Source organism: Achromobacter sp. 1011791174 (assembly GCF_059760925.1).
Map to the genome: position 1 here is coordinate 1 of NZ_JCBANH010000058.1, position 23492 is coordinate 23492.

20 protein-coding genes and 2 pseudogenes are annotated in these 23492 nt (G+C 67.5%); 12 read left to right on the top strand and 10 right to left on the bottom strand.

All coding sequences use genetic code 11. The features are described 5' to 3' along the window. Positions 1-38 precede the first annotated feature (38 nt). From AC6LJ5_RS19175 to AC6LJ5_RS19185, 3 genes are read right to left on the bottom strand one after another with little or no spacing between them, the layout of a single operon-like run. A complete protein-coding gene (locus tag AC6LJ5_RS19175) occupies positions 39-929 on the bottom strand; it encodes a class-II aminoacyl-tRNA synthetase family protein (RefSeq protein WP_498141310.1) in 891 nt (296 codons plus the stop codon). Next, positions 922-1200 (bottom strand): acyl carrier protein, encoded by a 279-nt coding sequence (locus AC6LJ5_RS19180; RefSeq protein WP_103274429.1) that lies wholly within the window; start codon positions 1198-1200, stop codon positions 922-924. Before AC6LJ5_RS19180 ends, AC6LJ5_RS19175 begins: the two co-directional genes overlap by 8 nt. A 1-nt stretch (position 1201) precedes the next feature. Continuing rightward, positions 1202-2083, bottom strand: coding sequence for a diiron oxygenase (locus AC6LJ5_RS19185; RefSeq protein WP_498141311.1), 882 nt, complete (start codon positions 2081-2083; stop codon positions 1202-1204). A 375-nt stretch (positions 2084-2458) separates the two neighbouring features. Between AC6LJ5_RS19185 and AC6LJ5_RS19190 the strand changes: the two genes are divergently transcribed. From AC6LJ5_RS19190 to AC6LJ5_RS19210, 5 genes and pseudogenes are all read left to right on the top strand, one after another. Then, on the top strand, positions 2459-3370 hold the full coding sequence (locus AC6LJ5_RS19190) for a LysR family transcriptional regulator (RefSeq protein ID WP_103274427.1): 912 nt from the start codon (positions 2459-2461) through the stop codon (positions 3368-3370). Between the two features lie 653 nt (positions 3371-4023). Further along, on the top strand, positions 4024-4992 hold the full coding sequence (locus tag AC6LJ5_RS19195) for a TauD/TfdA family dioxygenase (RefSeq protein ID WP_158658422.1): 969 nt from the start codon (positions 4024-4026) through the stop codon (positions 4990-4992). Between the two features lie 101 nt (positions 4993-5093). Beyond that, on the top strand, positions 5094-6413 hold the full coding sequence (locus AC6LJ5_RS19200) for an MFS transporter (protein WP_233772434.1): 1320 nt from the start codon (positions 5094-5096) through the stop codon (positions 6411-6413). Between the two features lie 162 nt (positions 6414-6575). Then, complete coding sequence (locus AC6LJ5_RS19205; RefSeq protein WP_498141312.1) at positions 6576-7289, top strand: SDR family oxidoreductase; 714 nt, start codon at positions 6576-6578, stop codon at positions 7287-7289. A 69-nt stretch (positions 7290-7358) separates the two neighbouring features. Continuing rightward, positions 7359-7793 (top strand): annotated as a pseudogene (locus AC6LJ5_RS19210) (YfbO family protein). Between the two features lie 76 nt (positions 7794-7869). On the opposite strand, the gene AC6LJ5_RS19215 reads toward AC6LJ5_RS19210, so the two are convergent. Further along, positions 7870-9159: an aminotransferase-like domain-containing protein gene (locus AC6LJ5_RS19215; RefSeq protein ID WP_498141313.1), complete on the bottom strand. Its 1290-nt coding sequence runs from the start codon at positions 9157-9159 to the stop codon at positions 7870-7872. Positions 9160-9242: 83 nt separating this feature from the next. Between AC6LJ5_RS19215 and AC6LJ5_RS19220 the strand changes: the two genes are divergently transcribed. Next, positions 9243-10010 (top strand): sulfite exporter TauE/SafE family protein, encoded by a 768-nt coding sequence (locus AC6LJ5_RS19220; RefSeq protein WP_103274422.1) that lies wholly within the window; start codon positions 9243-9245, stop codon positions 10008-10010. Between the two features lie 109 nt (positions 10011-10119). Here AC6LJ5_RS19220 and mqo read toward each other — a convergent pair whose 3' ends face one another. Next, positions 10120-11820 (bottom strand): malate dehydrogenase (quinone), encoded by a 1701-nt coding sequence (mqo, locus tag AC6LJ5_RS19225; protein ID WP_498141314.1) that lies wholly within the window; start codon positions 11818-11820, stop codon positions 10120-10122. Positions 11821-12222: 402 nt separating this feature from the next. Between mqo and AC6LJ5_RS19230 the strand changes: the two genes are divergently transcribed. From AC6LJ5_RS19230 to AC6LJ5_RS19240, 3 genes are all read left to right on the top strand, one after another. Continuing rightward, positions 12223-12648, top strand: a complete 426-nt coding sequence (locus AC6LJ5_RS19230; protein ID WP_103274417.1) for an Hsp20/alpha crystallin family protein — start codon at positions 12223-12225, stop codon at positions 12646-12648. A 79-nt stretch (positions 12649-12727) separates the two neighbouring features. Then, the gene (locus AC6LJ5_RS19235) at positions 12728-13375 is read left to right on the top strand and encodes a BON domain-containing protein (RefSeq protein WP_103274416.1); all 648 of its coding nucleotides are present in this window, start codon (positions 12728-12730) and stop codon (positions 13373-13375) included. Positions 13376-13424: 49 nt separating this feature from the next. Continuing rightward, positions 13425-14408, top strand: coding sequence for a zinc-dependent alcohol dehydrogenase family protein (locus AC6LJ5_RS19240; RefSeq protein ID WP_392410278.1), 984 nt, complete (start codon positions 13425-13427; stop codon positions 14406-14408). Between the two features lies 1 nt (position 14409). Here the strand turns inward: AC6LJ5_RS19240 and AC6LJ5_RS19245 are convergent, their stop codons facing one another. Further along, positions 14410-14592, bottom strand: coding sequence for a hypothetical protein (locus AC6LJ5_RS19245; protein WP_392410280.1), 183 nt, complete (start codon positions 14590-14592; stop codon positions 14410-14412). Positions 14593-14619: 27 nt separating this feature from the next. Between AC6LJ5_RS19245 and AC6LJ5_RS19250 the strand changes: the two are divergent. Next, positions 14620-15601: pseudogene (locus AC6LJ5_RS19250) on the top strand (CHAD domain-containing protein). A 13-nt stretch (positions 15602-15614) separates the two neighbouring features. Here AC6LJ5_RS19250 and AC6LJ5_RS19255 read toward each other — a convergent pair. Further along, entirely contained in the window at positions 15615-17414 is a 1800-nt protein-coding gene (locus tag AC6LJ5_RS19255) for an adenosylcobalamin-dependent ribonucleoside-diphosphate reductase (RefSeq protein ID WP_498141315.1), read from the bottom strand. Positions 17415-17598: 184 nt separating this feature from the next. Here AC6LJ5_RS19255 and AC6LJ5_RS19260 point away from each other — a divergent pair, with 184 nt between their 5' ends. Next, complete coding sequence (locus tag AC6LJ5_RS19260; protein ID WP_498141316.1) at positions 17599-18234, top strand: lipid-binding SYLF domain-containing protein; 636 nt, start codon at positions 17599-17601, stop codon at positions 18232-18234. On the opposite strand, the gene AC6LJ5_RS19265 is transcribed toward AC6LJ5_RS19260, so the two are convergent. From AC6LJ5_RS19265 to AC6LJ5_RS19275, 3 genes are read right to left on the bottom strand one after another with little or no spacing between them, the layout of a single operon-like run. After that, a complete protein-coding gene (locus tag AC6LJ5_RS19265; RefSeq protein WP_498141317.1) occupies positions 18231-19505 on the bottom strand; it encodes an NRAMP family divalent metal transporter in 1275 nt (424 codons plus the stop codon). The genes AC6LJ5_RS19260 and AC6LJ5_RS19265 overlap by 4 nt on opposite strands. After that, positions 19498-21882, bottom strand: coding sequence for a phosphoketolase family protein (locus AC6LJ5_RS19270; protein WP_498141318.1), 2385 nt, complete (start codon positions 21880-21882; stop codon positions 19498-19500). Before AC6LJ5_RS19270 ends, AC6LJ5_RS19265 begins: the two co-directional genes overlap by 8 nt. Positions 21883-21924: 42 nt before the next feature. Continuing rightward, on the bottom strand, positions 21925-22350 hold the full coding sequence (locus AC6LJ5_RS19275) for a universal stress protein (protein WP_103274409.1): 426 nt from the start codon (positions 22348-22350) through the stop codon (positions 21925-21927). Positions 22351-22608: 258 nt separating this feature from the next. On the opposite strand from AC6LJ5_RS19275, the gene AC6LJ5_RS19280 reads away from it, so the two are divergent. Beyond that, a complete protein-coding gene (locus AC6LJ5_RS19280; protein WP_103274408.1) occupies positions 22609-23445 on the top strand; it encodes a universal stress protein in 837 nt (278 codons plus the stop codon). The last annotated feature ends 47 nt before the right edge of the window (positions 23446-23492 follow it).

Genomic DNA, 23492 nt, shown 5'->3' on the forward strand with positions numbered 1-23492 from the left:
GGGGAGGGGTGGGACATGGCGGTCCTGGCGATCGCGGTTCAGGCCAGGGCCGCGTCGGCTTCGGACGCCGAGGCAAGCTCGTCTTCCAGCGCCTCGAGACGGGCAATGGCCCGCTCGATATCGTTGCCGTAGACCTCCAGCATCGCGTGTATCCAGCGCTCCAGGCCCATGCCGATGCAGGCCGTGTAGGCGGTCTGGCCGTCCACGCTGCTGATGTTGAAGCGCTGGCCGAAGAAATTGCGGTGGAAGTTGGACGAGGAAATCGCCAGATCGTCGCCGTACACCATCTCCTGCTTGGTCGGGAACATCTTCTGCGTGACCGCGCGGGTGGAGTTGGGATCGAAGAACGGGTCCATCGCGTTCTCCAGCCGGGTCTCGACGCCCAGGGCGCCCGCCAGGTCATGGACGCGGCCGCGCGCCAGGCCCAGCGCCCGGGTCACCGGCTCCATCTCGCCGATGAACACGATCTCGCGCATGCTGAAGGATTTCAGCCGCCGCAGCCCCAGGTAATGGCTTTCGTTGCGATAGCAGTTGGCCGCCGTGGTGATGGTCTTCAGGCGGCCAACCGGCGCGTCCCGGTGATGGCTGTACACCGGATAGCAGGCCGCCGGCGGCAGGATGTGGGTCGCGTGGGCCAGGCAGTCGTGGCTGATTTCGGTCCAGGCCTCCCGACTGCTCTCGCGTCTGTCGTTCATGGCCTGCGCATCGGTCGCGGACACCAGCAGCGGCAGCTGCGGGAAGTTCTTGAAGTAGTCCAGCGCGTCCACGTCGGCCACCTTCAGCAGCGGCGGGAATTGCATGCGCTCGGCCTGCAGCGAGGCCGCGATGTTCAGGAAGCTGGCGTCCAGCAGATCCTTCAACCGGACCGCCAACGGATCGAGCGTGGCCAGCCCTTCATGGGTGGCCCAGTGTTTGCCGGAATCACACATTCACCACCCCCGCTTTCTGGTTGAAGTTGTCGTAGATGCCGCGAACCGTGCGGAAGGCGCCGACATCGCCGGAATCGAGCAGGATCTCGCAGCCGAAGTGATCCTCCAGGAACAGCAGGAATTCCACGAACATCAGGGAATCGACGATGCGGCTTTCGATCAGGTCCACCGTGTCGTCGATATGAACGTCGCCCAGTTCCGGATTGCGCTCCGCGACGAAGCGCTTGATTTTCTGTGTCAGTGCGGCCACGGCCGGATTTTGATTATTCATTTCAGGCTGCCCCTATCTTTGCGAAGAATTTCCTTACCTTGGCCGTCATGGCGTCGTGATGGGATTGCCGGCCCGGATCGGCCATGACGGCATTGCGGAATTGATAAGCGTCGGCGATGCCGGCGTCCCGGTACATGGCCGGGTAATACAGCGAGTCCAGGCACCAGCCGATATAGCGATCCAGGTAGGCGCGGCACTCATCGATATCCTCGTCCGTGCAATTCTTGCGCGCCTTGTCGAACAGATCCGCCACGATGGCGCGGCCGAAGGCCATATGGCGCGCCTCTTCATAATGGTGCAGGGCATTGAGTTCGCGTATTACCGCGGGCACGGCCTCGTCGGCCGCGATAATGACGTTGTAGTAATCGAGCATTTCCTCCAGGATCAGGATCCTGGCGAAGATAAGGAAGGCATTGGCGGCGGGCTTTAATGGCTGCGCCTGGAATTGCGAGCGCTTGTCGACATAGACCTTGCCGCCGTAACGGGTGCAGAAATTGGAAAAGAACCAGCTATGGTTGTTTTCCTCGCACACGAAATGGTGCATGTAGTCCGATACGTCCTCATAGCCGGGGCTGTGCATGCAGTTCAGCACGTCGCGCAGCAGGTGCCGTTCTCCGTGGACGTTGAAGCTATAGAACCAGATGCTTTCCCACTTGCTGAGCCTGAGCAGCTGCTCGGGCGTCAGCGTTGCGCCCGCCTGGGTGCCATGCACCGTCATCAGCTTGTGGGGCATCCACATGACATCCTCTGGCAGCGACTCGGGCCAGGCGATGTCAAGGAACGGATTGGTCTTGTTCCGGATGGACAGGGCCGTGAGGCGGTCGACGGTCGCCTTGCGTTGCGCGTGCGTGTCGGTCCTGACCGGATTTGCGGTATCCAGCATTTTGTCTCCTTCGCATGACATGGTTTTCTTTCTAACGAAGCCGGCCCGTCGCGGGCGCGCCGGAAAAACTTGCGCCCTGGGCCGTAAAACAGCAAAACGCCTGCCGGCATGCGCGTATTGCGCGTGCGCGGCATATTAGGCGCGCTTCCGCGGGGAAAGCGCGCCTGCAACGGGAAGAGGGGATATTCAGACGGCCGGAGAATGCCGGCCATGCCCGGTCCAAAAAACCTGCGAATAATCAGACGCCCGAACCGGAGAAATCATCGATAATCCCTTTCATGACAAAAAATAACTAAACGGAGTATGCAGCCATGATCACCCGGAATAAATGGTGCGTCACGAATTTCACTCTTGCGGAACTTGGAGTAATTTTTGATGGACAAGCTGAAAAGCATGGCGGCATTCGTATGTATCGCGGAACAGGGCAGCCTGACCGCCGCCTCGCAGGTATTGGGCGCGTCCTTGCCGACAGTGGTGCGCACGCTGGCGGCGCTGGAAGCCGACCTGGGCGTGCGGCTGTTCAACCGCAGCACGCGGCGCATCGCGCTCACCAATGAGGGCCTGTGCTACCTGGATAGCTGCCGCCATGTGCTGGCGACCCTGGAAGAGGCCGAATCGGCGCTGCGCGAAGACACCGGGGAACTCGCCGGCCAACTGACGATCACGGCGCCGGTGCTGTTCGGCCAGATGCACGTGGCGCCGTCGCTGAATCGCTTTGTCCGGCAGCACCACAAGGTGCGCTGCAGCCTGGTGCTGGCGGACCGCCAGGTGAATCTGCTGGAAGAGGGCATAGATCTGGGCGTGCGCATCGGCCGGCTCAACGATTCCTCGCTCGTCGCGCATCAGGTCGGGCAGGTGCGGCGCATGGTGGTGGCCGCGCCCGCCTACCTGTCGGCCCAGGGCGAGCCGGCGCATCCCAAGGACCTGCTGCAGGCCAACTGCATCGACTTCTCCGGCGCCGGCCATTCCTGGTGGGCCTTCCAGAACAATGGCCGCATGTTCACCTTGCCGGTGGCCGGCAACCTGGAGTTCAACCACGTCGCCCCGGCGCTCGGCGCCTGCCTGGACGGCCTGGGCTTCGGCATGTTCCTGTCCTACCAGGTGGCGCCGCACGTGGCGCAAGGCCGCCTGACCACGGTGCTGGCCGACTATGAACTGCCGCCCCGGCCAGTCAGCGTCATCTATCCGCACGCCAAGCTGCTGCCGGCCCGCACGCGCGCGTTCATCGAATGGATCAAGACGGACCTGGCCAGCGAGGGCTGCTTCACCAGCGCCGCCGCTGTCTGAACGACGCACATCCAACGACGCCTGCGCGCCATGCAGGTCAATCATTTGCGGAGATCGCCGATGCTCCGCACTTCGCCGACGCGCGCTATCCGGGCAGGCACTTCAAACGTCATGCCGGCGCGGGCCCGTGCGTAGGGCGGAAACGTCATGCGGCTGCCTTGAGCAATGCAAAAAGCAGAAGCGCGATGTGAAATCGTCTTTTGCTTTGCGGCATTTTAAACAACGAATTAAACAGAAGAAAATTACCAAAACACCATTTGATTAACTCAAGTGATTGATATTTATGGAATTTTCTTTTCCGGAAAATATCGTAAATATGTTTACTGCATCGCAGCATCCAATCTAGAATCATTGCAGGCCGGCACGCTTGACATGGATCACATGACGCCCCGGCGTACCGACGCGACCCGCATCAGGGATGAGCCCGCCGCACAGGATTCACTTCGGACCGGCGCATTGCGTTGATTCCCCCCAAAACAAAGGAGAAGCACCCGTCCACACCATGATTGGATGACCCGGGCAGTTGCATTCGCACGAAAGCGTTATTGATGTTGCGTGAATTCCGACAAGGGCGCCGCGAGCGTCCGGCTTGGAGGAGACCTTTACTCATCCTGCGGGATGGGCACTCAACCAGCACTTTCGAGGGATTAACCATGCTTGCTTTTGTCAAAGACGCGGGGTATCGAATTGGTGAGTTTGAGTTCAATGCGGGTTGGCTGACGAACGCCGAGAAATCCACGCGGGATGTTCTGGCCACCCATTACGGCGACGTCGCGCACACGCCGGAAAAACTGTCGGACGAGATCGATCTTTCCCACCTCCGGGCGGACGTGCTGCGCACATTCCCCGGCATCGCCAGCGCCTCGGAAACGATCAAGGACCTGCTCGAAACACGCTATTCGGCGCTGATCCTGAAAAAAAGCGGCCTGGCCGGCCTGGACCTGGACCAGCAGCGCCGCATCCTGTTCCTGCTGTGCCTGGCGCTGGGCTGGCCCACGCCGACCGACAGGGTCAATCGCCAGATCATCTGGGATATCAAGAAGCGGGACCTGCCCGCCGGCCAGGTCTCCACCTTCTCGGAAAACGCCGACGAGGCCAAGTTGCATACCGACACCCAGTACTTCCCGAATCCCGAAAGGTACACGCTGCTCTACGTGGTGCGGCCCGCCGAGGACGGCGGGGTCTCGTTGATCCGTGACGGGCATCACATCGTGAATTCGCTCAAGAGCGGCAGCCAGGGCGATTGGGCATTCCGACACCTGTCCAGGACCAAGCTGCCTTTCCGCATCCCCACCTCGTACACCAAGGAACGCCGGCAGGACGTGGCCGAAGCCACCTTCGCGCCCATCTTTGCCGACAAGCCGCTGATCCGCTACCGCAAGGACACGCTCGAAGCCGGCCTGAAGGCGCATCCCGAGTACGACACCGCCGAGAACCGGCTGGCGCTTTACATCCTGGAGAACGTCATCGGCAACCAGGAATTCACCACCACCTGCCGGCTGGACGCGGACGACATCCTGCTCACCAACAACCATGAAGGCTTGCACGGCAGGACGGAATTCAGCGATCACGCGCGCCACCTGATCCGGATCCGCATCAGCGACCAGCGCTACGCATCCTAGAACCCAACCCTTATCTGAACAGGAGAGCAGGCATGTCGGACACATTGGCTATCAACGCGGAGCCATCGGGCATCCCGATTCCGGCAAGATACTTTGCCGCAATGGCGATTTTGATCGGCATCTTCATGGGGGCCCTGGACACGTCGATAGTCAATGTGGCCCTGCCCACCATCGCCAAGGAACTGGACGCGACGCCGGCGGCCATCATCTGGGTGGTGAACGCCTATCACGTGGCCAGCGCGGCCACCATGATCACCTTCGCGGCGGTCGGGGCGGTCTTCAGCTACCGCCGGGTGTATTGCATCGGGCTGGCCATCTTCACCCTGACCTCGATCGGCTGCGCCGTGGCCAACGACCTCTGGACCCTGGTCGCGTTCCGCAGCCTGCAGGGCTTCAGCTATGCCGCCATGGTCAGCATCGGCATCGGCATGTACCGCAAGATCTATCCGCCCGAGCTGCTGGGCTCGATCCTGGGCATCAACGCGCTGATCGTGGCGCTGGGCACGGTCGCCGGGCCCACGCTGGGCGGCATCATCGTATCGACGCTGGGTTGGCCCTGGTTGTTCCTGATCAACGTGCCGTTCGGCGTCGCGGCGCTGTACCTGGGCCTGCGCAACCTGCCGGCGGACGAGGGCAGCGGCGCGCGGCTCGACCTGTCCAGCATCGGCTACTCCGTGCTGGCCATCGGCTTCGTGGTGATCGCCATCGACCAGGCCGGACGCTGGGACAATGGCATCGTCTGGACCTTGCTGGCCTGCGGCGCCGTGCTGGCCACCGTGTTCCTGCGCCGGCAGCGCCGCCTGGACGCGCCCTTGCTGCCGCTGGATATCTTCGCGTCCAAGCGCTTTTCCTTCGCCGCCGCGGCCTCGCTGGCCGCGTTCTCGGCGCAGGGCATTTCCTTCGTGGCCTTGCCGTTCCTGTTCCAGTCCGTCTATGGATACAGCGCCATCCAGTCGGCCCTGCTGTTCACGCCCTGGCCGGTGGTGGTCACCGTGGCCGCACCGCTGTCGGGGCGGCTGTCCGACAAGATCAACGCGACCCTACTGTCCACCATCGGCGTTGGCATCTTCGCGCTGGGGCTGTTCCTGATCGCGTCCATGGACCATGCGCACGACGTCACCGACATCCTGTGGCGCCTGGGCCTGTGCGGACTGGGCTTCGGCTTCTTCCAGGCGCCCAACAACAAGGAGATGCTCAGCAACGTGGCGCGCGCGCGTAGCGGCGCGGCCTCGGGCGTGCTGGCCACGGCCCGCACCCTGGGCCAGTCGCTGGGCGCGGCGGTGGTGGCCGTGGTGCTGTCCGGCGTGGCCAGCCAGCTGTTCGCCAGCGGCAAGGTCGGACAGATGCAGACCGCGCTGTGGATCGCCGGCGCGATCGCGATGGCGTCCTGCTGTCTCAGTCTGGTGCGCATCCATCGCTGAGGCGACGGGGCAGGGCCGCCGTGGACGAAGCCCGCGCGTGGCCATGGCACAATGGCCCCGTCATCCGAATGCAGACAGGCACGAGGCGGCAAGGACCACGCAAGCGGCCCTTGCCGCCTCGCCGCGTTTCTCTCATCGCTTTCAACTTCCATGGAAATCATGATGTCGGACAGCAAGACACTCGTCGTCATCGGCGGCAGCTCGGGCATCGGCCTGCGCACCGCGCAAGTGGCCGCCGCGCAGGGCGCCCGGGTCATCATCGGCGGCCGCGACCGCCGGCGCCTGGACGAGGCCCTGAAGACCCTGCCGCAGAATGCCATCGCCAGGCAGGTCGACGCGTTCTCCAGCACGTCGCTGACGGCCTTCTTCGACGACCTGCCCGTGGTCGACATGCTGTTCACGCCCGGCGCCAACTACACCGTCACCCCCTTCGCCCAGGCGACGGAGGACCAGGCGCGCAGCCCGTTCGAGGGCAAGTTCTGGCCGCAATACTGGGCCGTGCACGCGGCCCTGCCCAAACTGGCGCAGGACGCCTCGGTGCTGCTGATGTCGGGCGCGGCCAGCGCGCGTCCCGTCAAGGGCGGCGCCGCCTACGCCGCCGCCAACGCGGCCATCGAGGGATTGGCCAGGGGGCTGGCCACCGAGCTGGCGCCGCGCCGCGTCAACGCGATCGCGCCCGGCACCATAGACAGCGACCTGTGGCAGGCGCGCCCCGCCGAGCTGCGCGAGGCCGCCTTCGCCCAGTACCGCGCCAGCACGCTGCTGCAGGCCGTGGGCCAGGTGGACGACGTGGCCAACGCCGCCTGGATGCTGCTCTCGAACCGCTATACGACCGGCACGACGTTCTTCGTCGACGGCGGCTACGTGCTGCGCTGAACCGGGCGGCCATCGGCGCGCCCGGCTGACCGGACGCGCCGAGTTTCTCTAACGCGTACAGGAGCACGGATGGACGCGCGCAAGACCCTGCTGGACAAGCTCGAAGCGCTGGACGCGCTGGACGAAGACCATCTGCCGGTCGTCACGCTGGACGAGTATTTCGACGGCAACGAGTAGGAGGACTCCATCGCGCCCAACCAATGGGGCTACGGACGTCCGACCCTGCGCGAGATCCACGCCCATTTCCAGGCCATCGCCCGGCGCCCCGACGTACAAGGCGTCTACGTGGGCCTGCACCAGGATTGGGGCATGGCGCTGGAATGCGATGACTGGCCCGCCGCCGAGAACATCCACGTGATCTCGTCCGCTACGCAGGCGGACGCCGAGCGGTGGCTGGAAGGCCTGGAGGCCGACGGCCTCATCACCGGCTGGCCCTACGGCAAGCATGTCGCCGCGCCGGAAGCGGGGGAGGGGTTCCAGGTCTATACGGTGTGCTGGGACTGATTCTTTCCGCGCGCGGCCCGGCCGCCACGCCTGTCTGGCGACCCGGCCCTGGCGTGAATCTGCCTGTCCGCTGAATTCAGGCCCAGGCATCCAGGATAGTCCGCGCCAGTGGCGCGACGTCTTCCCCGGCCAGCAGCCGCAGCCGGACCAGCAAGGCGTTGGGATGAGCGGCCGCGACGCTGAACGGCTCGCTGCCGATGGCGTCCACGCCCGCCCGTCGCAGGCGCGACACCAGATCCTCCGCGCGCCGGCCCCGGCCGGCCGGCAGCCACAAGCCCCAGCCCGCCGTCGACGGCGACCCCAGCGTCTTCAGCTCCGTGCGGGCGACGGCCTGCCACAATGCGCGCGCATGCTCCGCCTGCCGCGCCTGGATCGCGCCGACGGTGCCGTCCTCCAGCCAATGCCGCGCCAGCTCGATGAGCAGCGGCGCGCAAGCCAGCCCCCACGACATGGCCAGGCTTTCCAGGACCCGCCGGTTCGGGTCGGGCGCGACCAGATAGCCGAAGCGCAGCCCGTCGCCCAGCAGGCCGGACATGCTGCCGACCAGCCAGGTCCGCTCGGGCGCCAGCCGGTACAGGCCGGTCGATGCCTTGGGCCTCAGATGGCGGTAGGTCAGGTCTTCGATCAGCGCGAAATCATGCTTGCGGGCCAGCTCGGCGATGGCGCGGCAGCGCTGCGGCGGCATCACCCAGCCCATGGGCAAATGCGCCACGGGCATGCAATAGAGCGCCTTGATCCGCCTGCGGCGCAGTGTCCGCTCCAGCTCATCGGGCAAGGGGCCGTCGCGATCGAAGGCGATCGGTTCCAGATCCAGGCCGAGCTGGCCGGCGACGAGCTTCCAGCCTGGGTAGGTGATGGCGTCGGCCGCCACCCGCTGACCGCGCTGCGCGATCGCCAGCGCCGCCAGCCGCAATGCGGCCTGTCCGCCGTGCGCGACGCAGATCTGCCCCGGCGGCACGTCCAACCCCATTCCGACGAAATGCGCGGCCAGGGCGCGCTGGACCAACGTCCGGCCCAGCGGGCTGGCCTGTCCGGTCAGCTGCGCCAGGTCAGGCTGGGCGGCGACCGCCTTGAGCGCGGCGCGCAGGTCCTGCGCCTCCAGCGCCACGGCGCTGCGGCCCAATGACGCGTACCTGGCGGCCGCCGACAGCGGACCCGCGTCCATCGGCCGCTCGCGCACGAAGGTGCCGCGTCCCACTTCGCCAATGACCAGCCCCTGTTGCCGCAGGCTGGCGTAAACCCGCGCGGCGGTGCTGGGTCCGATGCCGCGCAGTCTGGCGAACTCCCGTACCGGCGGCCCCCCGGCGAGTTCACCGCCTCGGATGGCCGCCGCCAGTTCCGCCGTCAGTCGTTCATACAGGTTCATGTCGCCCGCCGCCGAGTCCGATGTGCTCAATACAATGATTGGATTGTATTGCCATGCGACGCCATACTGCCAGGGCACAATAAATGGAGACGATGGTGGACATGTCGATGCAGGCCATGTTGTTGATGTTCGCGCTGGGCTTGCCCTGCGGCGTGGTGGCGGTGACGGCGGGAGGCGGGGTGACGCTGGGCGTGCCGTTGCTGATGCTGGCCGGCATCGCCGCCGACGACAGCGTCATCGCGGTGAAGGTGGCGCTGTGGGCCGCCTTCCTGACGGGCTCGCTGGCCCATGCGAAGAAGCTGCCGGAGACCGCCGTGCCGGTGCCCGGATGGCTGTGGCCCATGTGCCTGCTCGGTTCCGTGCTGGGCGCGCAGCTCCTGACCATCATCGACCCGATGCGGCTGCGCAGCGTGGTGCTGTTCCTGCTGGTTGCCTCCATCGTCGGCACCTTCTGGGCCGGACGCCGCCCGAAGACGGTCAACGTTTCGCCCAGCGCCATGCAGCGGTTCACCGGTTTCGTGCTGGTGCTGGTGCTGGCGGTGTATTCCGGATTTTTCGGCGCCGGCTATGGCGTCTTCCTGATCCTGACGCTGGTGGCGCTGCACGGCCACACGCCGTCCACCGCCGCCGCGCTCGGCACGCGGTTGAGCCTGGTCATCTCGACCGCGTCCGTGGCCGTGTTCATCTGGCGCGGCGTGGTGCCGTGGCCGATGACGCTGCCGCTGGCGCTGGGTTGCGCGCTGGGCGGCACGCTGGGCGCCAAGGCGGTCAGCCGGCTGGGGGATGGCGTCGTGCGCATGACGACCTGGGCGGTCAGCATCCTGGCGGCGATCAAGCTGCTGGCGACGTAAGGGCAGGGCGCCCGGAGCGACCGCGCGCCGCCCCGGGCCAGGCCAGGGCGGCGGGAAAGCCGCCTGCAACAAGCAAAAGCCCTCCCGCGAGGGAGGGCTGAGCAGGCCGTTACAGCGCCTGCATCTCGGTGTTGGCATTGCGGCCGGGGGCCGGCGTCGCCGGTGCTCCTCCGGCTGGCGCGACCGGCGCCGAGGCTGGCGTGGCGCCCGGCACCGGCACTTCCACATACGGCAGCTGCAGCACCCGGCTCGTCATGGCGCGGATCTGGTTGGTCAGCGCCGGACTGTCGTTGAGCTTCTGGCCATACGACGGAATGATCTCCTTGAGGCGCGCCTTCCAACCCGCTTCCATCTGCTGTGGAAAGGCCTTGGCCAGCAGGTTCAACATGATGGGAGGCGAGGTCGAGGCTCCGGGCGAGGCCCCCAGCAGCGCGGCAATGGTGTTGTCCTTGTCGGTCACGACTTCGGTGCCGAACTGCAGGATCGCGCCTTTCTCCGGATCGCGCTTGATGACCTGCACACGCTCACCCGCCGTCACCAGGCGCCAGTCCTCGCGCTTGGCCTGCGGGTAGTACTTGAGCAGTTGGGCGTGACGGTCCGCGTCGGTCAGTTGCGCCTGGTCCACCAGATACTTGACCAGATCGAGGTTCTCCATGCCCACGTCCACCATGCTGGCGACGTTGTTGTGGGTCACCGACGAGAACAGATCGAAGGTCGAGCCCTGCTTGAGGAACTTGGTCGTGGCCAGCGCGAACGGACCGAACAGCACCACTGGCTTGCCGTCGAGCTTGCGCGCATCTAGGTGAGGCACCGACATCGGCGGCGAATCGGTATCGGCCATGCCGTAGGCCTTGACCGCGTGGCGGCCGGCAACGGCCGGCGCGTCGAAGGCCAGGAACTGGCCGCCCACAGGGAAGCCGGCGTAGTTCTTCGACTCCGGGATGCCGGACAGCTGCAATACCTTGAGCGACGCGCCGCCGGCGCCGATAAAGACGAAGCGCGACTTGACCGTGCGTTCCTGATCGGTCTTCAGGTCCTTGACCGTGACGTTCCAGGTTTTGTCGCCGTTCTGGCGCAGCGCGGTAACCTCATGCCGCAATTGCAGCTTGAAATTGGGGTTGCGTTGCAGGCCCTGGGTCAGCTGGTTGGTGATGACGCCGAAATTCACATCGGTCCCCAGCGGCATGTAGGTCGCGGCAACCTTCTGGCCGGCATCGCGGCCCTCCATCAGCAAGGGCGCCCACTGGCGGATCTGCGCCGTGTCGGTCGAATACTCCATGCCGTAGAACAGCGGACTCTTGACCAGGGCATCGCGACGCTTGCGCAGATACTCGATGCGGTCATCGCCCCAGACGAAGCTCATGTGGCCGGTGGGGTTGATGAAGTCCGACGGCTGGCCCAGGCGGCCAGCCTTGACCTGGTGCGCCCAGAACTGGCGCGAAATCTCGAACTGTTCGGCAATGTTGATGGCCCGCTTGATGTCGACAGAACCGTCAGGCATCTCGGGGGTGTAGTTCAGCTCGGCGAAGCCCGAGTGGCCGGTGCCCGCATTGTTCCAGCCATTGGAGCTTTCCAGCGCCACGCCGTCCAGGCGTTCGAAGAGCTCGACGCGCCAGTCCGGCTGCAATTCCTGCAGGTAGGTGGCGAGGGTCACGCTCATGATGCCGCCGCCGACGAGCACGGCGTCGAGGGGCTTGTCGTTGTCCGGAGCCGGGACCGAACGTTGGTGCAGCGGCCAGTACAGGAACAGGGCGACCGCAATCACCACCGTCACGACCAGGCTGCCCAGGATCTTGAGAAATTTTCTCATGGGTATAGGACCTCACGGTTCAAGGGATCATATTGTTGTAGTTATGGGCACTACAGGGAAAAGGGGAGTGCGGCACCTCCGGAGCGGGCGAATACGCAAGCAACTTCCTGGGGGAGCCGGGATGGGGCTGTTGCCGGAGCATTATGGAATGGAAGCCTGACCGGTGGCCCGGCTCGCGGCAAGAGCCAGGGCGGAATCTGTCGCCGAGTGCGGAGTCAGGTCACGCGGGCAGGCCCAAGACTAGCTGAAACCGCTGTGTCGAACCGCAATACCCAGGAAGCGAGCATTGACTTCTAGGGCCCACCCATTTTCCCTGACAAAAGTCAACGAGGCCCGGACGCGAACGCTCAAGATGAACTGGACGGTTGCGGTTGAACGCAAGCGGTCTTCCAAGGAGCCACCATGTCCCGACTTACTCAATACAGCCCCCTGTCCCTCGATACGTTCCCCGATGTCTTCCAGGCGCTGCTGAGGCCGATCCGGTCTCGCACGGACGAGGACTTTCCGCGCATGGACATCGACGTCACCGAAGCCGGCGACAAATATGTCCTGAAAGCGGAATTGCCCGGCGTCGAGAAAAAGGACATCTCGGTCGAAATAGACGGCGCCACGGTCATGATTCTCGCCAACAAGGAGCAGAGTAGCGAGGTCAAGGATGAAGGCAAGGTTCTGCGCAAGGAACGTTACTGGGGGCAGATCCAACGCTCGGTGACGCTGGCCAGTCCGATCGATTCGGCCGCTGCCAGGGCCGTATGCGAGAACGGCGTGCTGGTGCTGACCTTGCCGAAAAAAGCGGGCAGCAACGGCCGGCTGCTGCAGATCGAGTAGGTCATGCAAAGGCTGGACGCGACCAGCGCCGCCGGCGCTGGCGCATGGCGGGGCGCCGCCCCGGAACCAGGAGAGCATCATGAGTGACGAAGCATTGCGGGACCGGGTCCGGCAGGCCCTGGCGTTCGAGCCCAGTATCGACGATCTGCATATCGACGTGACGGTCGAGAACGGCGTGGTCATGCTCAACGGCTATGTCGAAACCTATGCGCAGAAGCTGGCCGCCGAGCATACCGTGCAGCGCGTCAAGGGCGTGCGCGGCATCGCCCAGGAAATCCAGGTGCGGACGGCTGCGGCCAAGCAGCTGGCCGACGACCAGGTCGCCGCGCGCGCGCTGAACATCATCGCGTGGGATTCCACTGTGCCCGATGGCAAGGTGCAGGTAACGGTGCAGAAGGGCTGGGTGACGCTGAACGGCACGGTGGACTGGTTCTATCAGCGCGACGCCGCCGAGCGCGCGGTGCGCAAGCTGTCGGGCGTGATCGGCATCTCGAACCAGATCGAAGTCGCGCCGTCGGCGCGCGCCAGCGACATCAAGCGCCGGATCGAGGATGCCTTGCTGCGCAGCGCGCAGCTGGAGGCCACGCGCGTCGAGGTCAACGTGCAGGACAACAAGGTCACGCTCAATGGCTGCGTGAATAGCTGGATCGAGCGCGGCGCGGCCGAGCGCGCGGCCTGGTCTGCCCCCGGCGTTGCCGAGGTCAACGACAGGCTGGTCGTGGGCTAGGGCGCGATGGGCCCGGCGCCGGCACGCCGGGCCGTTGTGGATACTTCCCATGAGAGCCATGTCGCAACGGGCGCCTGGCGCGCCCCTCAGCCTGGAACGGTTGCCCACGCCCCGGCCCGGCCCCGGCCAGGTGCTGCTGAAGGTCGAGGCATGCGCCGTCTGCCGCACGGATCTGCACGTGGTGGACGGCGAGCTGCCGGGCCTGCGGTATCCGGTCACGCCCGGACACGAGGTGATCGGCATCGTCGAGGAGACAGGCGAGGGCGTCGACCCGCGCCTGGCCGGCCGCCGCGCCGGCGCCGCCTGGCTGGCCTGGACTTGCGGCCGCTGCGCGTTCTGCCTGACCGGACGCGAGAACCTCTGCGATGCGGCGGCGTTCACCGGTTATACGCGCGACGGCGGCTTTGCGTCGCACATGCTGGCCGAAGCCGCATATGTGTATCCGCTGCCGCAGGCCGGTCCGGCCGAATCCATGGCGCCGTGGATGTGCGCCGGCCTGATCGGCTGGCGCGCGCTGCGAGCGGCTGGCGACGCCCGCCGCCTGGGCGTGTACGGGTTCGGCTCGGCCGGGCAGGCGCTGGCGCAAATCTGCGCCTGGCAACATCGCCGTCTGCATGCCTACACCCGACCCGGCGACGCCGTCGCCCAGTTGCACGCGCGCACGCTGGGCGCGGCCTGGGCCGGCGACAGCGGCGTCGACCCGCCGGAACCCCTGGACGCGGCCATCATCTTCGCGCCCGTCGGCGAGCTTGTACCCATGGCCTTGCGGGCCGTCCGCAAGGGCGGATGCGTCGTGTGCGGCGGCATACACATGACGGACATTCCCGCATTTCCGTACCGCCTGCTGTGGGGCGAGCGCAAGCTGGTGTCCGTGGCCAACCTGACGCGGGCCGACGCCCGCGAATTCCTGGCGCTGGCCCCGGCGGCGGGCATACATTGCGACGTCCGGACCTATCCGCTCGAACAGGCCAACGACGCCCTGGATGACCTGCGACAGGGGCGCCTGCAGGCCACCGCTGTGCTGATTCCCTGATTCAGCGGATTTCCAGCCGGTCGGCGACGCCCGCCACGGCGGCCCCCCATCCCGTCTCCCGCCTCGCCAGAGCGGCATATTGAGCATGGTCAACCAAAAAAATCGGGCCGTTCGGTTTCGGCCCGACCGTCGCGAGCTTGACTCGCGTCAACAAGCCTGTTGCGCCAGCGAGTACCGTGGTCATGATCACCACCCACACAGGAGCGCGGTCATGGCGCAATCAACGCGGCCGGCATCGGCCAACGGCAGTGCCCGGCAGGATACCCGCGCCGCCGGGCGACCGGCCAGGAGTTCGGCCGACGGCGCGGTCCGAAGCCTTGCCGGAGCCAAGGCCTCGAGCCCAGGCAATGGCGCGGCCCGGGCGGAGCCCGCGCCAGCCTTGCACACGGGGCTGGAAGCCGTCGCCGCCACCTGGTTCGGCGAAATCTGGAGCCGCGCGCATCGGTTGGGCGAGGGCCGGGCCGCCGTGGCGGACGCCGGCCCGGATCTCATCCATGATCTGCGGATCTACGTGCGCCGGCTGTGCGCGCTGTCCGACCTGCTGCCACGGCCGCCAGGCGCGCGCCCCATGCGTCGCGCGCTGCGCAAGGAAGTGGCCTGGGCCATGCAGCCGCTGTCGCGGGCGCGCGATTGGGACGTCTTCACGATGGAAGTGCTGCCGCAGCTCTGCGATGCCGATCCGGATATCGATCCGCAAGCCTCGGCCGGCCGAGCGCGCGCCCCGGTCGCTGTATCGCGCGCTCGGCCGCCGCCTCGAGGGTTGGGACGCGGCGCTGCGCGCGCGCCTGGATAACGCCGCCGACCAGGGGCCGCGGCGCCAGCATGCGGCGCGGATCCGCGTCAAACGCCTGCGCTATGCCAGCGAGGCGCTGTTGCTGCTCAGTCCATCCCGCAAGCTCGAGCGCTACGTCAAGGCCCTGGCCGACGTGCAAGGCGCGCTGGGCAGCGCGCAGGACTTCCGTACAGCCGCCGCGCTGGGGCGCGATGTGTGTGTCAGCCTGTCGACCGGCAGGCTGGCGGGTCGACAAGGCGACAAAGCGGCCCTGCGATTGCTGCGCAGGGCCGGCGATGGCCTGCGCTCAGCCAGCCGGCGCCTGCTGCGGCGGCCGCCTTTCTGGGCGCAGGCCAGCCGCGGACGGGTGGCCCGACGCCTCGGGCCCGCTGGCGCCGAAGCGCCGCGCGCCACCGCGTGACGCGGCATCCCCCTCAGGCGGCCGCGGGAGCCGCCGGGCCTGTCTGCCCTTCGTGCCGGGCCGGCTCCAGCACCGCCGGCATCCGGGGATCCGGCCGGAACACCGTCAGACCTTTCACTCCCAGGCGCCAGGCTTGCAGGAACAGCGCGCCGACCTCTGCCGCCGTGCACTCGGGCGGCAGCGGCACCGTCTTCGAAATCGCGGCATCCACCCAGGGCTGCAGCGCCGCCAGCATGGCGATATGCGCGGATGGGGCGATATCGGCCGCGCGGCGGAAGTAGGGCGGCAGTTCGTCGCCATCGCCATGCAACCGGCGCCAGAGCCGCCATGCGGGATTCTGCGCCACCACGTTGCGCGCCGGGGCCTCGCCGATGCGCAGCCGGCGGCGATACTGCCACGCGTGGGCCGGCTCGATGCCGGTCGAGCAATTGTCGAAGAAGGCGATGCTGACGCTGCCCGTGGGCGCGAACGAAACCAGATGGCTGTTCCTGAGGCCGTGCCGCCGGATGGCGACCTGCACGGCGGGCGGCAGGGGTGGCCATCCGGCCCTGGGCTCCAGATACGGTCTTGGCGCATAGGCGGGAAACACGCCGCGTTCAGCCGCCAGCCCGGCCGACGCCTGATAGGCCTGGTCGCGGATGCAGCGAGCGATCCGCGCGGCGAACACGCGCGCGGCCGGCGAGCCATAGTCCAACCGCAGCATCAGCAGCGCATCCCCAAGCCCGGACAGTCCCACGCCGATACGGCGCTTGGCCCGGGCCTCGGCCGCCTGCTCCGGCAAAGGCCAGCAGGTCAGGTCCAGCACGTTGTCCAGCAGGCGCACCTGTATCCGCACGCGTCGTCCCAGCTCGCTGAAATCGAAGCCGGGCGGTCCGTTCGCGCCGAACGGATTGCGCACGAAGCGCGACACATTGATCGGCCCGAGCACGCAGCTCCCATGGGGCGGCAGGGGTTGCTCGCCGCAAGGGTTGGTGGCCGACAGGCGTTCGCTGTCGCGCAGCGGATTCAGCGCATTGATCGTGTCCACGAACAGCACCCCCGGTTCAGCGTCCCGGCAGGCCGCGGCGGTCAGCGCCTCCCACAGCCGCCGCGCCGGCAGGCGGGCATAGGGCCAGGTTCCATCGTCGCCACGCACGCCTCGCTGTGATGCCTGTCCGCCCGCCGGCGGGCAGGCATGGCGCAGGGTCCACGCCTCGTCGTTCTCCACGGCCCGCAGGAAGCGGTCGCTCAGCGCGACCGACAGGTTCAGGGTCGGCCAGCGGCGCCGTCCGGCCTTGGCGCGCAGGAAGGCGGGCAGGTCCGGATGATCGCAGGCCAGTACGCCCATCTGCGCGCCCCGCCGGCGCCTGGCCGGCGTGGCCAGGGCCTGGCAGGCCTGGTCGTAGCGGTCGATGACGGCGCATGCGCCGCCCCGACCCGCGCCTGAGTCCGCGGGCGGCACAGGGCTGAAGTCATAGCCGACGCCACCGCCCATGGACATCGTGCGCACGGCGCGGGCCAGCGCCGCATCCAGGCCTTGCGGCCAGCCCAGGCCGGGATCGATGGCAGGCTGGACGAAGCAGTTCACCATGGTGGCCCCGCCGTCACCGTCGCCGTCTGCGGCGCCGGCATTGGCCATGATGCGCCCCGCGCCGATCGCGCCGGCGAGGAAATTTTCCAGGAAGAGGGCGGCGTGGCGCTCCCGCTCCGGTCCGGCCTCCCGCGCCGCCAGCGCGATTGCCACCCGGCGGTACGTATCGATCCGCAACGACTCGCCTGGCCACGCGTAGCGGTCCGCATAGACCAGATCCGAAATATCCCCAGGCTCGGTCATGGCGCGTCCTCGTGATGCTGGCGCATCGGCCCGCATGGCCGCGCCGATGCCTTGGTGTAGCACCGCCCCGAGGCGCCGTGCTTGACTGTTGTCAACAGCGGGCGGGCGCGGCCATGCGTCAATGGACTTGTCCGTCCGGACGGCAAGGGGCCGCCGGACACTTGCCCAAGATCAGGGAGCCGGTATGAAAACGCGCCTCGCCCTCGTGCTGTTCCATGTCCTGCTCATGCTGTTGCCGACGGCCGGCGCCCGGGCGCAACCGGCCAGGAGCCCGATGAGCGTCTCGCCTGCCATGCTCGCGCGCGTCGATCAGGAGTCCGAGGCCGTGCTGTTACGCCTGTACCGGCTGTCTCCCCGGGCGCGCGCCGTGCTGGCCCGCGCCTTCGGCACGCTGATCGTGCCCGGCCTGCGGGCGGATGGCGGCATCCTGGGAGTGGCCTATGGGCGCGGCGTGCTGATCGAGGCGGGCGGCGAACGCACCTATTACAACGTTATCGCCGGTCCGCCCGGGGCCATACTCGGCCTGGACGGCAAGTCCCTCGTCCTGTTCTTTTCGACACAGGACGCACTGCAGACGTTCCTGGCCGCGCCGGGCTGGGTGGAGGGCGAGAACGGCGCCATCCAGATCCTGGACGAGCAGGCCCTGACGGGGCCGCGCGGTCCGGCGCCAGGACCGATCGCCGGTTTCATCCTGGCCGACGACCATCTGGCGCGCGGACTGTCCCTGTCGGGCAGCCTGTTCATCAAGGTGCCGATGTTCCTGTGCAGCGACGCGTCGGCCGCCTGCGCCGCCGACGGCGCGATGCTCCAGGGACGCTAGAGCGTGGCCAGCATGGCGACGACGACGAGCGCCATGACGCCCGTGGCGCTCCAGCCCGCCAGGCGCAGGCCGGGACCGATGACATGCGCGCCCATGACCTTGGGCCGCGACGCCAGCAGCATCATCACGCTCATGATGGGCAGCGCGATCACGCCATTGCACACCGCCGCCCAGAACAGTTCCGCCACCGGATCGAGCGGGGTGAAGCACAGCGCCACTCCGCCCATGGTGGCCGCGCCGATGATCGCGTAGAAGGCCGCGCCCTCGCCCTTGTCCAGACGGGCGTCCAGGCTGCCCGGCCAGCCGGCGGCCTCGGCCACGGCATAGGCGGCCGACCCCGCCAGCACCGGCACGGCCAGCAGGCCGGTGCCCACGATGCCCAGGCAGAACAGCGCGAAGCAGAAGTCCCCGGCCAGCGGCCGCAGCGCCTCGGCGGCTTGCGCGGACGTCTGGATAGCCGCGCCGCCGTCCGCGTGCAGCGTGGCGGCGGTGGCGAGAATGATGAAAAAGCCAATCAGGTTCGAGAAAGTCATGCCAACCAGGGTATCCGCGCGGATGCGCCGCAACTGTGCCCGCAGGCCGGCCCCGGAGCGCGGCCGCCCATCATGGCCGGACTCCATCTCCAGGGCGGCCTGCCAGAAGAACAGATAGGGACTGATGGTGGTGCCGAACACCGCGACGATCATCAGCAGCGCATCGTGGCCGAGCGCCAGGCCGGGCAGGGCGGTCTCGCGGATCAGGGCTGGCCAGTCCACCTCGACGGTGAAGGCGACCGCGACATAGGCCAGCAATGCCAGCGTCAGCCATTTGAGCCAGCGCACGTAGGCCTGATAACGCATGTACACCTGCAGCGTCAGGCTGAGCGCGCCGAAACCCGCCGCATACAGCCCTACCGGCCCTCCCGCGACCAGATGCACCGCCTGCGCCATCGCGGCGATATCCGCGGCCAGGTTGAGCGTGTTGGCCGTCAGCAGCAGTCCGACCACGGCCCACAGCACTATTGGCGGAAAATCGCGCTTGATGTTGGCGGCCAGGCCGCGCCGCGTAACGCAGCCGATGCGCGCGCTGACGAGCTGGATCGCGACCATCAGCGGCAGCGTCAGCGGCATGGTCCACAGCATCGCGTAGCCGAACTGCGCGCCGGCCTGGGAATAGGTGGCGATGCCGCTGGGATCGTCGTCCGCCGCGCCGGTGATCAGGCCGGCGCCCAGCGCGGGCGGGCCGATGGGCGCGGGCTTGCGCCGGCGCGCGCGAGCCCGCCCGTCACGCATTCTCCAGCCCTTGGTCGGGCCACCGGCCATTGCGGTTCTCTTCCGGATCCAGGCCTTCGGCGCGCGCCTGGGCCAGCTGCCGGTCGCGCTGCGCAAGCAGGCGCTCGCGGGCGGCCGGGGCGCAGCCACGCAGGCGCGGCACGCGCTCGAGCACATCCATCGCCAGGCTGTAGCGGTCGATGCCGTTGAGCACCGCGAGTTCGAAGGGCGTATTCAGGTCTCCCTCTTCACGATAGCCATGCACGTGAAAGCCGGCATGGTTGCGCCGGCGGTAGCACAGCCGGTGGATCAGCGCGGGATAGCCATGGAAATTGAAGATCACCGGCTTGTCCGCCGTGAACAGCGCGTCGAACGCCTCGTCCGGCAGGCCATGCGGATGCACGGCCGGCGGAACCAGCGTGAAAAGATCGACCACGTTGACGAAGCGGATCTTCAGGCCGTGAAACAGGGACTTGAGCAATGCGACCGCGGCCAGCGCTTCCTGCGTGGGAATGTCGCCGGCGCAGGCCAGCACCACATCGGGCTCGTGCTGCACGAACGTGCCCGCCCAATCCCAGGCGCCGATGCCGGCCCGGCAATGGCGCGCCGCCCCGGCCGCGTCGAGGTAGACGGGGTGCGCCTGCTTGTCGGCCACGATTACGTTGACATGGCCGACCGACTGCAGGCAATGCCGGGCCACGCTCAGCAGGCAATTGGCGTCCGGCGGCAGATAGATGCGCACCACGTCGGGCCGCTTGTTGGCCGCCACGTCCAGGAAGCCTGGATCCTGATGGCTGAAGCCGTTATGGTCCTGGCGCCAGACGACCGAGGTGAGCAGCAGGTTCAGCGCCGGAACCGGGGCGCGCCACGGCGCCAGCCGCCGGGCCTTGTCCAGCCACTTCGCGTGCTGGTTGAACATCGAATCGATGACGTGCGCGAAGGCCTCGTAGGTGGCGAACAGGCCGTGCCTGCCGGTCAGCGTGTAGCCTTCGAGCCAGCCTTGCAGCGTCTGCTCGCTGAGGATTTCCATGACGCGCCCGTCCGGGGCGAGGTGGCCGCCGTCGGCATCGCCCTCCAGCCGCTGGACCATCCAGGCCTTGCCGCTGGCTTCATAGACCGCCTCCAGGCGGTTGCTGGCGGTCTCGTCGGGGCCGAACAGCCGGAAGCGGTCCGGATTTGCGCGCATCACGTCCCGCAGATAGGCGCCCAACGCCTGCGTGGGCGACGCGTCGGCGGCGCCGGGCGCGGCGACCGGCAGGCTGTATGCGTCCGGCCCGGGCAGGGCGAGCGGACGCCGCAATGCCCCGCCATCGGCATGCGGGTTGGCGCTGACGCGGCGCGCGCCGGTCGGGGCCAGCGTCCGCAGCCCGGCCGCCAGCCGGCCCTCCTGGTCGAACAGGGTCTCGGGCTGGTAGGCGCGCAGCCAGGCTTCCAGCGCCTGCAATTCCTGCGGCCGCCCGGCAGGGTCGGCCAGCGGAACCTGGTGCGAGCGCCAGGAATTCTCCACGGCATGGCCGTCGACCCGCCGAGGCCCGGTCCAGCCTTTCGGCGTGCGCAGCACGATCATGGGCCAGCGAATCCTCGCCGGTCCGCCGCCGCCGCGCGCGCGGGCCTGGATCGCCCGGATTTCCGCCACGCACTGGCCCAGCGCGCGTGCCATCTTCCGGTGCATGGCGGGCGGATCGTCGCCAGCCACGAAACAGGGGCGATAGCCATGCCCCTCGAAGAAGGCCTGCAGTTCCGCGGGAGGGATGCGTGCCAGCAGGGCAGGGTTGGCGATCTTGTAGCCGTTCAGGTGCAGGATGGGCAGCACGGCGCCGTCGCGCGCCGGGTTCAGGAACCTGGCCGATTGCCAGGAGGCGGCCAGCGCGCCGGTTTCGGCCTCGCCGTCCCCGACCATCGCGGCGACGATCAGGTCGGGATTGTCGAAGGCCGCCCCAAACGCGTGCGACAGGCTGTAGCCCAGCTCACCGCCCTCGTGGATCGAGCCGGGCAGTTGTGGCGTGCAGTGCGAACCGATGCCGTGCGGCGCCGAAAAGTGCCGGAACAGGTGCGTCATGCCGGCCTCGTCCTGCGAGCATTCGGGATAGCGCTCCGAGTAGTGCCCGTCGAGATAGGCATGGGCCAGCACCGCCGCGGCGCCGTGTCCTGGGCCGCACACGAACATCAGGTCCAGGTCGTGCTCGCGGATGAGGCGGTTCAGATGCGTCAGCGTGAAGCTCAGGCCGGGGCACGTGCCCCAGTGCCCCAGGATCCGCGGTTTGATGTGCGCCGGCTCCAGCGGCCGGCGCAGCAGGACGTTGTCGCGCAGGTACAGCATGCCGGCGCACAGGTAATTGCTGGCCCGCCAATAGGCGTGCAGACGGTCCACTTCATTGTTGGACGGCACGGAAATCATGGCTTCCCCTGGTCTGGCCGGGCCAGCTTCCCCGCGCCGGTCCTAGTTGACCAGCACGACGGGGAGATGGACGATATGCAGCAGCTTGAGCGCCACCGACCCGAGCATGAGGCTGCCCGCCGCGCCCAGGCCGCGCGATCCCATCACGATATGGTCGCACTGTTGCTCGGCCGCGTAGGCCTTGATGGCTTCGGCGATCTTGCCGACCCGCAATCCCGACTGATACATGACGCCTGCCTTGTCCAGCGCGATCCGGGCATCGGCCAGCGCCGTCCTGGCTTCGTCCTCGTAGTACTCCTGGATCATATCGCTCGACACAAAGGCAAGCACCGTGCCCGAGACGATCGGCGGCTGCACGTTCAGCAGATGCAGGTTGCAGGCGCCATGCTCGCGGACATGGTCGATCATGTAGTGCACGGCGCGCAGCGAATTGGCGGATCCGTCGACCGGGATGAGTACATTCTTCATGGCGCCTCCAGGCGGAGCAGGATGTAGCGGGGAAGGGCAGGCATGCGCCCATCATCGCGCCGCCACGGCGCGCGCCCTTGACGGCGGTCAAGCTGGCGCGCTCTTTTGCGCCCGGCCTCGACGTTCGTCCCTGTTTTTCGCTTGACTATCGTCAACCCGGAGCCGGACCGCCGGCGCAAGATGGCAGGACAGACCAGGCCGGGCAGGGCGCGCAAGCCGGCCGCCGGCAACCCATGCAAACACGGGGAGATATTCGCCATGTTCCGCCGCATCGCCGTACATCTCGACAACGGCATCGACTGCCGCCGCCGCGTTGAATTCGCCCTGCAGATGGCCAGGCCGCACGATGCCCATCTCACCGGCATATTCGCCAGCTACATGCTGCCGCGCTACTTTTACGACGAAGGCGGCATGTGGGTCCGCGCGCTCGACCTCGTCAAGGAACTCAACACCAAGGGACGCATGGCAGTGCAGGCGGCGTTCAGCGAAGCCACGGCGCAGGCCGGCGTGGCCGCGTCCTGGCGCCAGGGCGAGGACATGCCCGCCGAGTGCGTCGTCCGGCACGCGCGTCATTCGGATGTGCTGATCCTGGGCCAGGAGAATGCCGGCGACGTGGAAGCCGCCACCGGCAACGACTTCGTTGAGCAGGTGCTGCTATCCGCCGGGCGTCCCGTCATCGTGCTGCCGACGGCGGGGTCCTTCCGCAACGCGGGCGCGCGGGTGCTGTACTGCTGGAACCAGAGCCGCGAGTCGGCCCGCGCGATCGCCGACGCGGCGCCCTTGCTGCGCGGCGCCAGCGCGCTGCGCGCCCTGACGCTGGGCCACGGGGCCCCGGCCGATCCGGATCTGCGGGCTTCCTTCGAAGACCTGGCCGCCTACTGCGCCAGCCACGGCTTTCCCCAGCTGGAGTCGGAGTTCCGCGACGCACGAGAGGCCGGCATCGGAGACGCCATCCTGAGCGCGGCCGCCGATTTCGGCGCGGACCTGATCGTCATGGGGGCATACGGACACAGCCGCACGCGCCAATGGATCATGGGAGGCGCCACGCGCTCGCTGTTGGAGGCGATGACCTTGCCGGTGTTTTTTTCTCACTAGGCGACGCCGGGCGGATGCCGGGAAAAGAGGCGGCCGTCGTTGGTTTG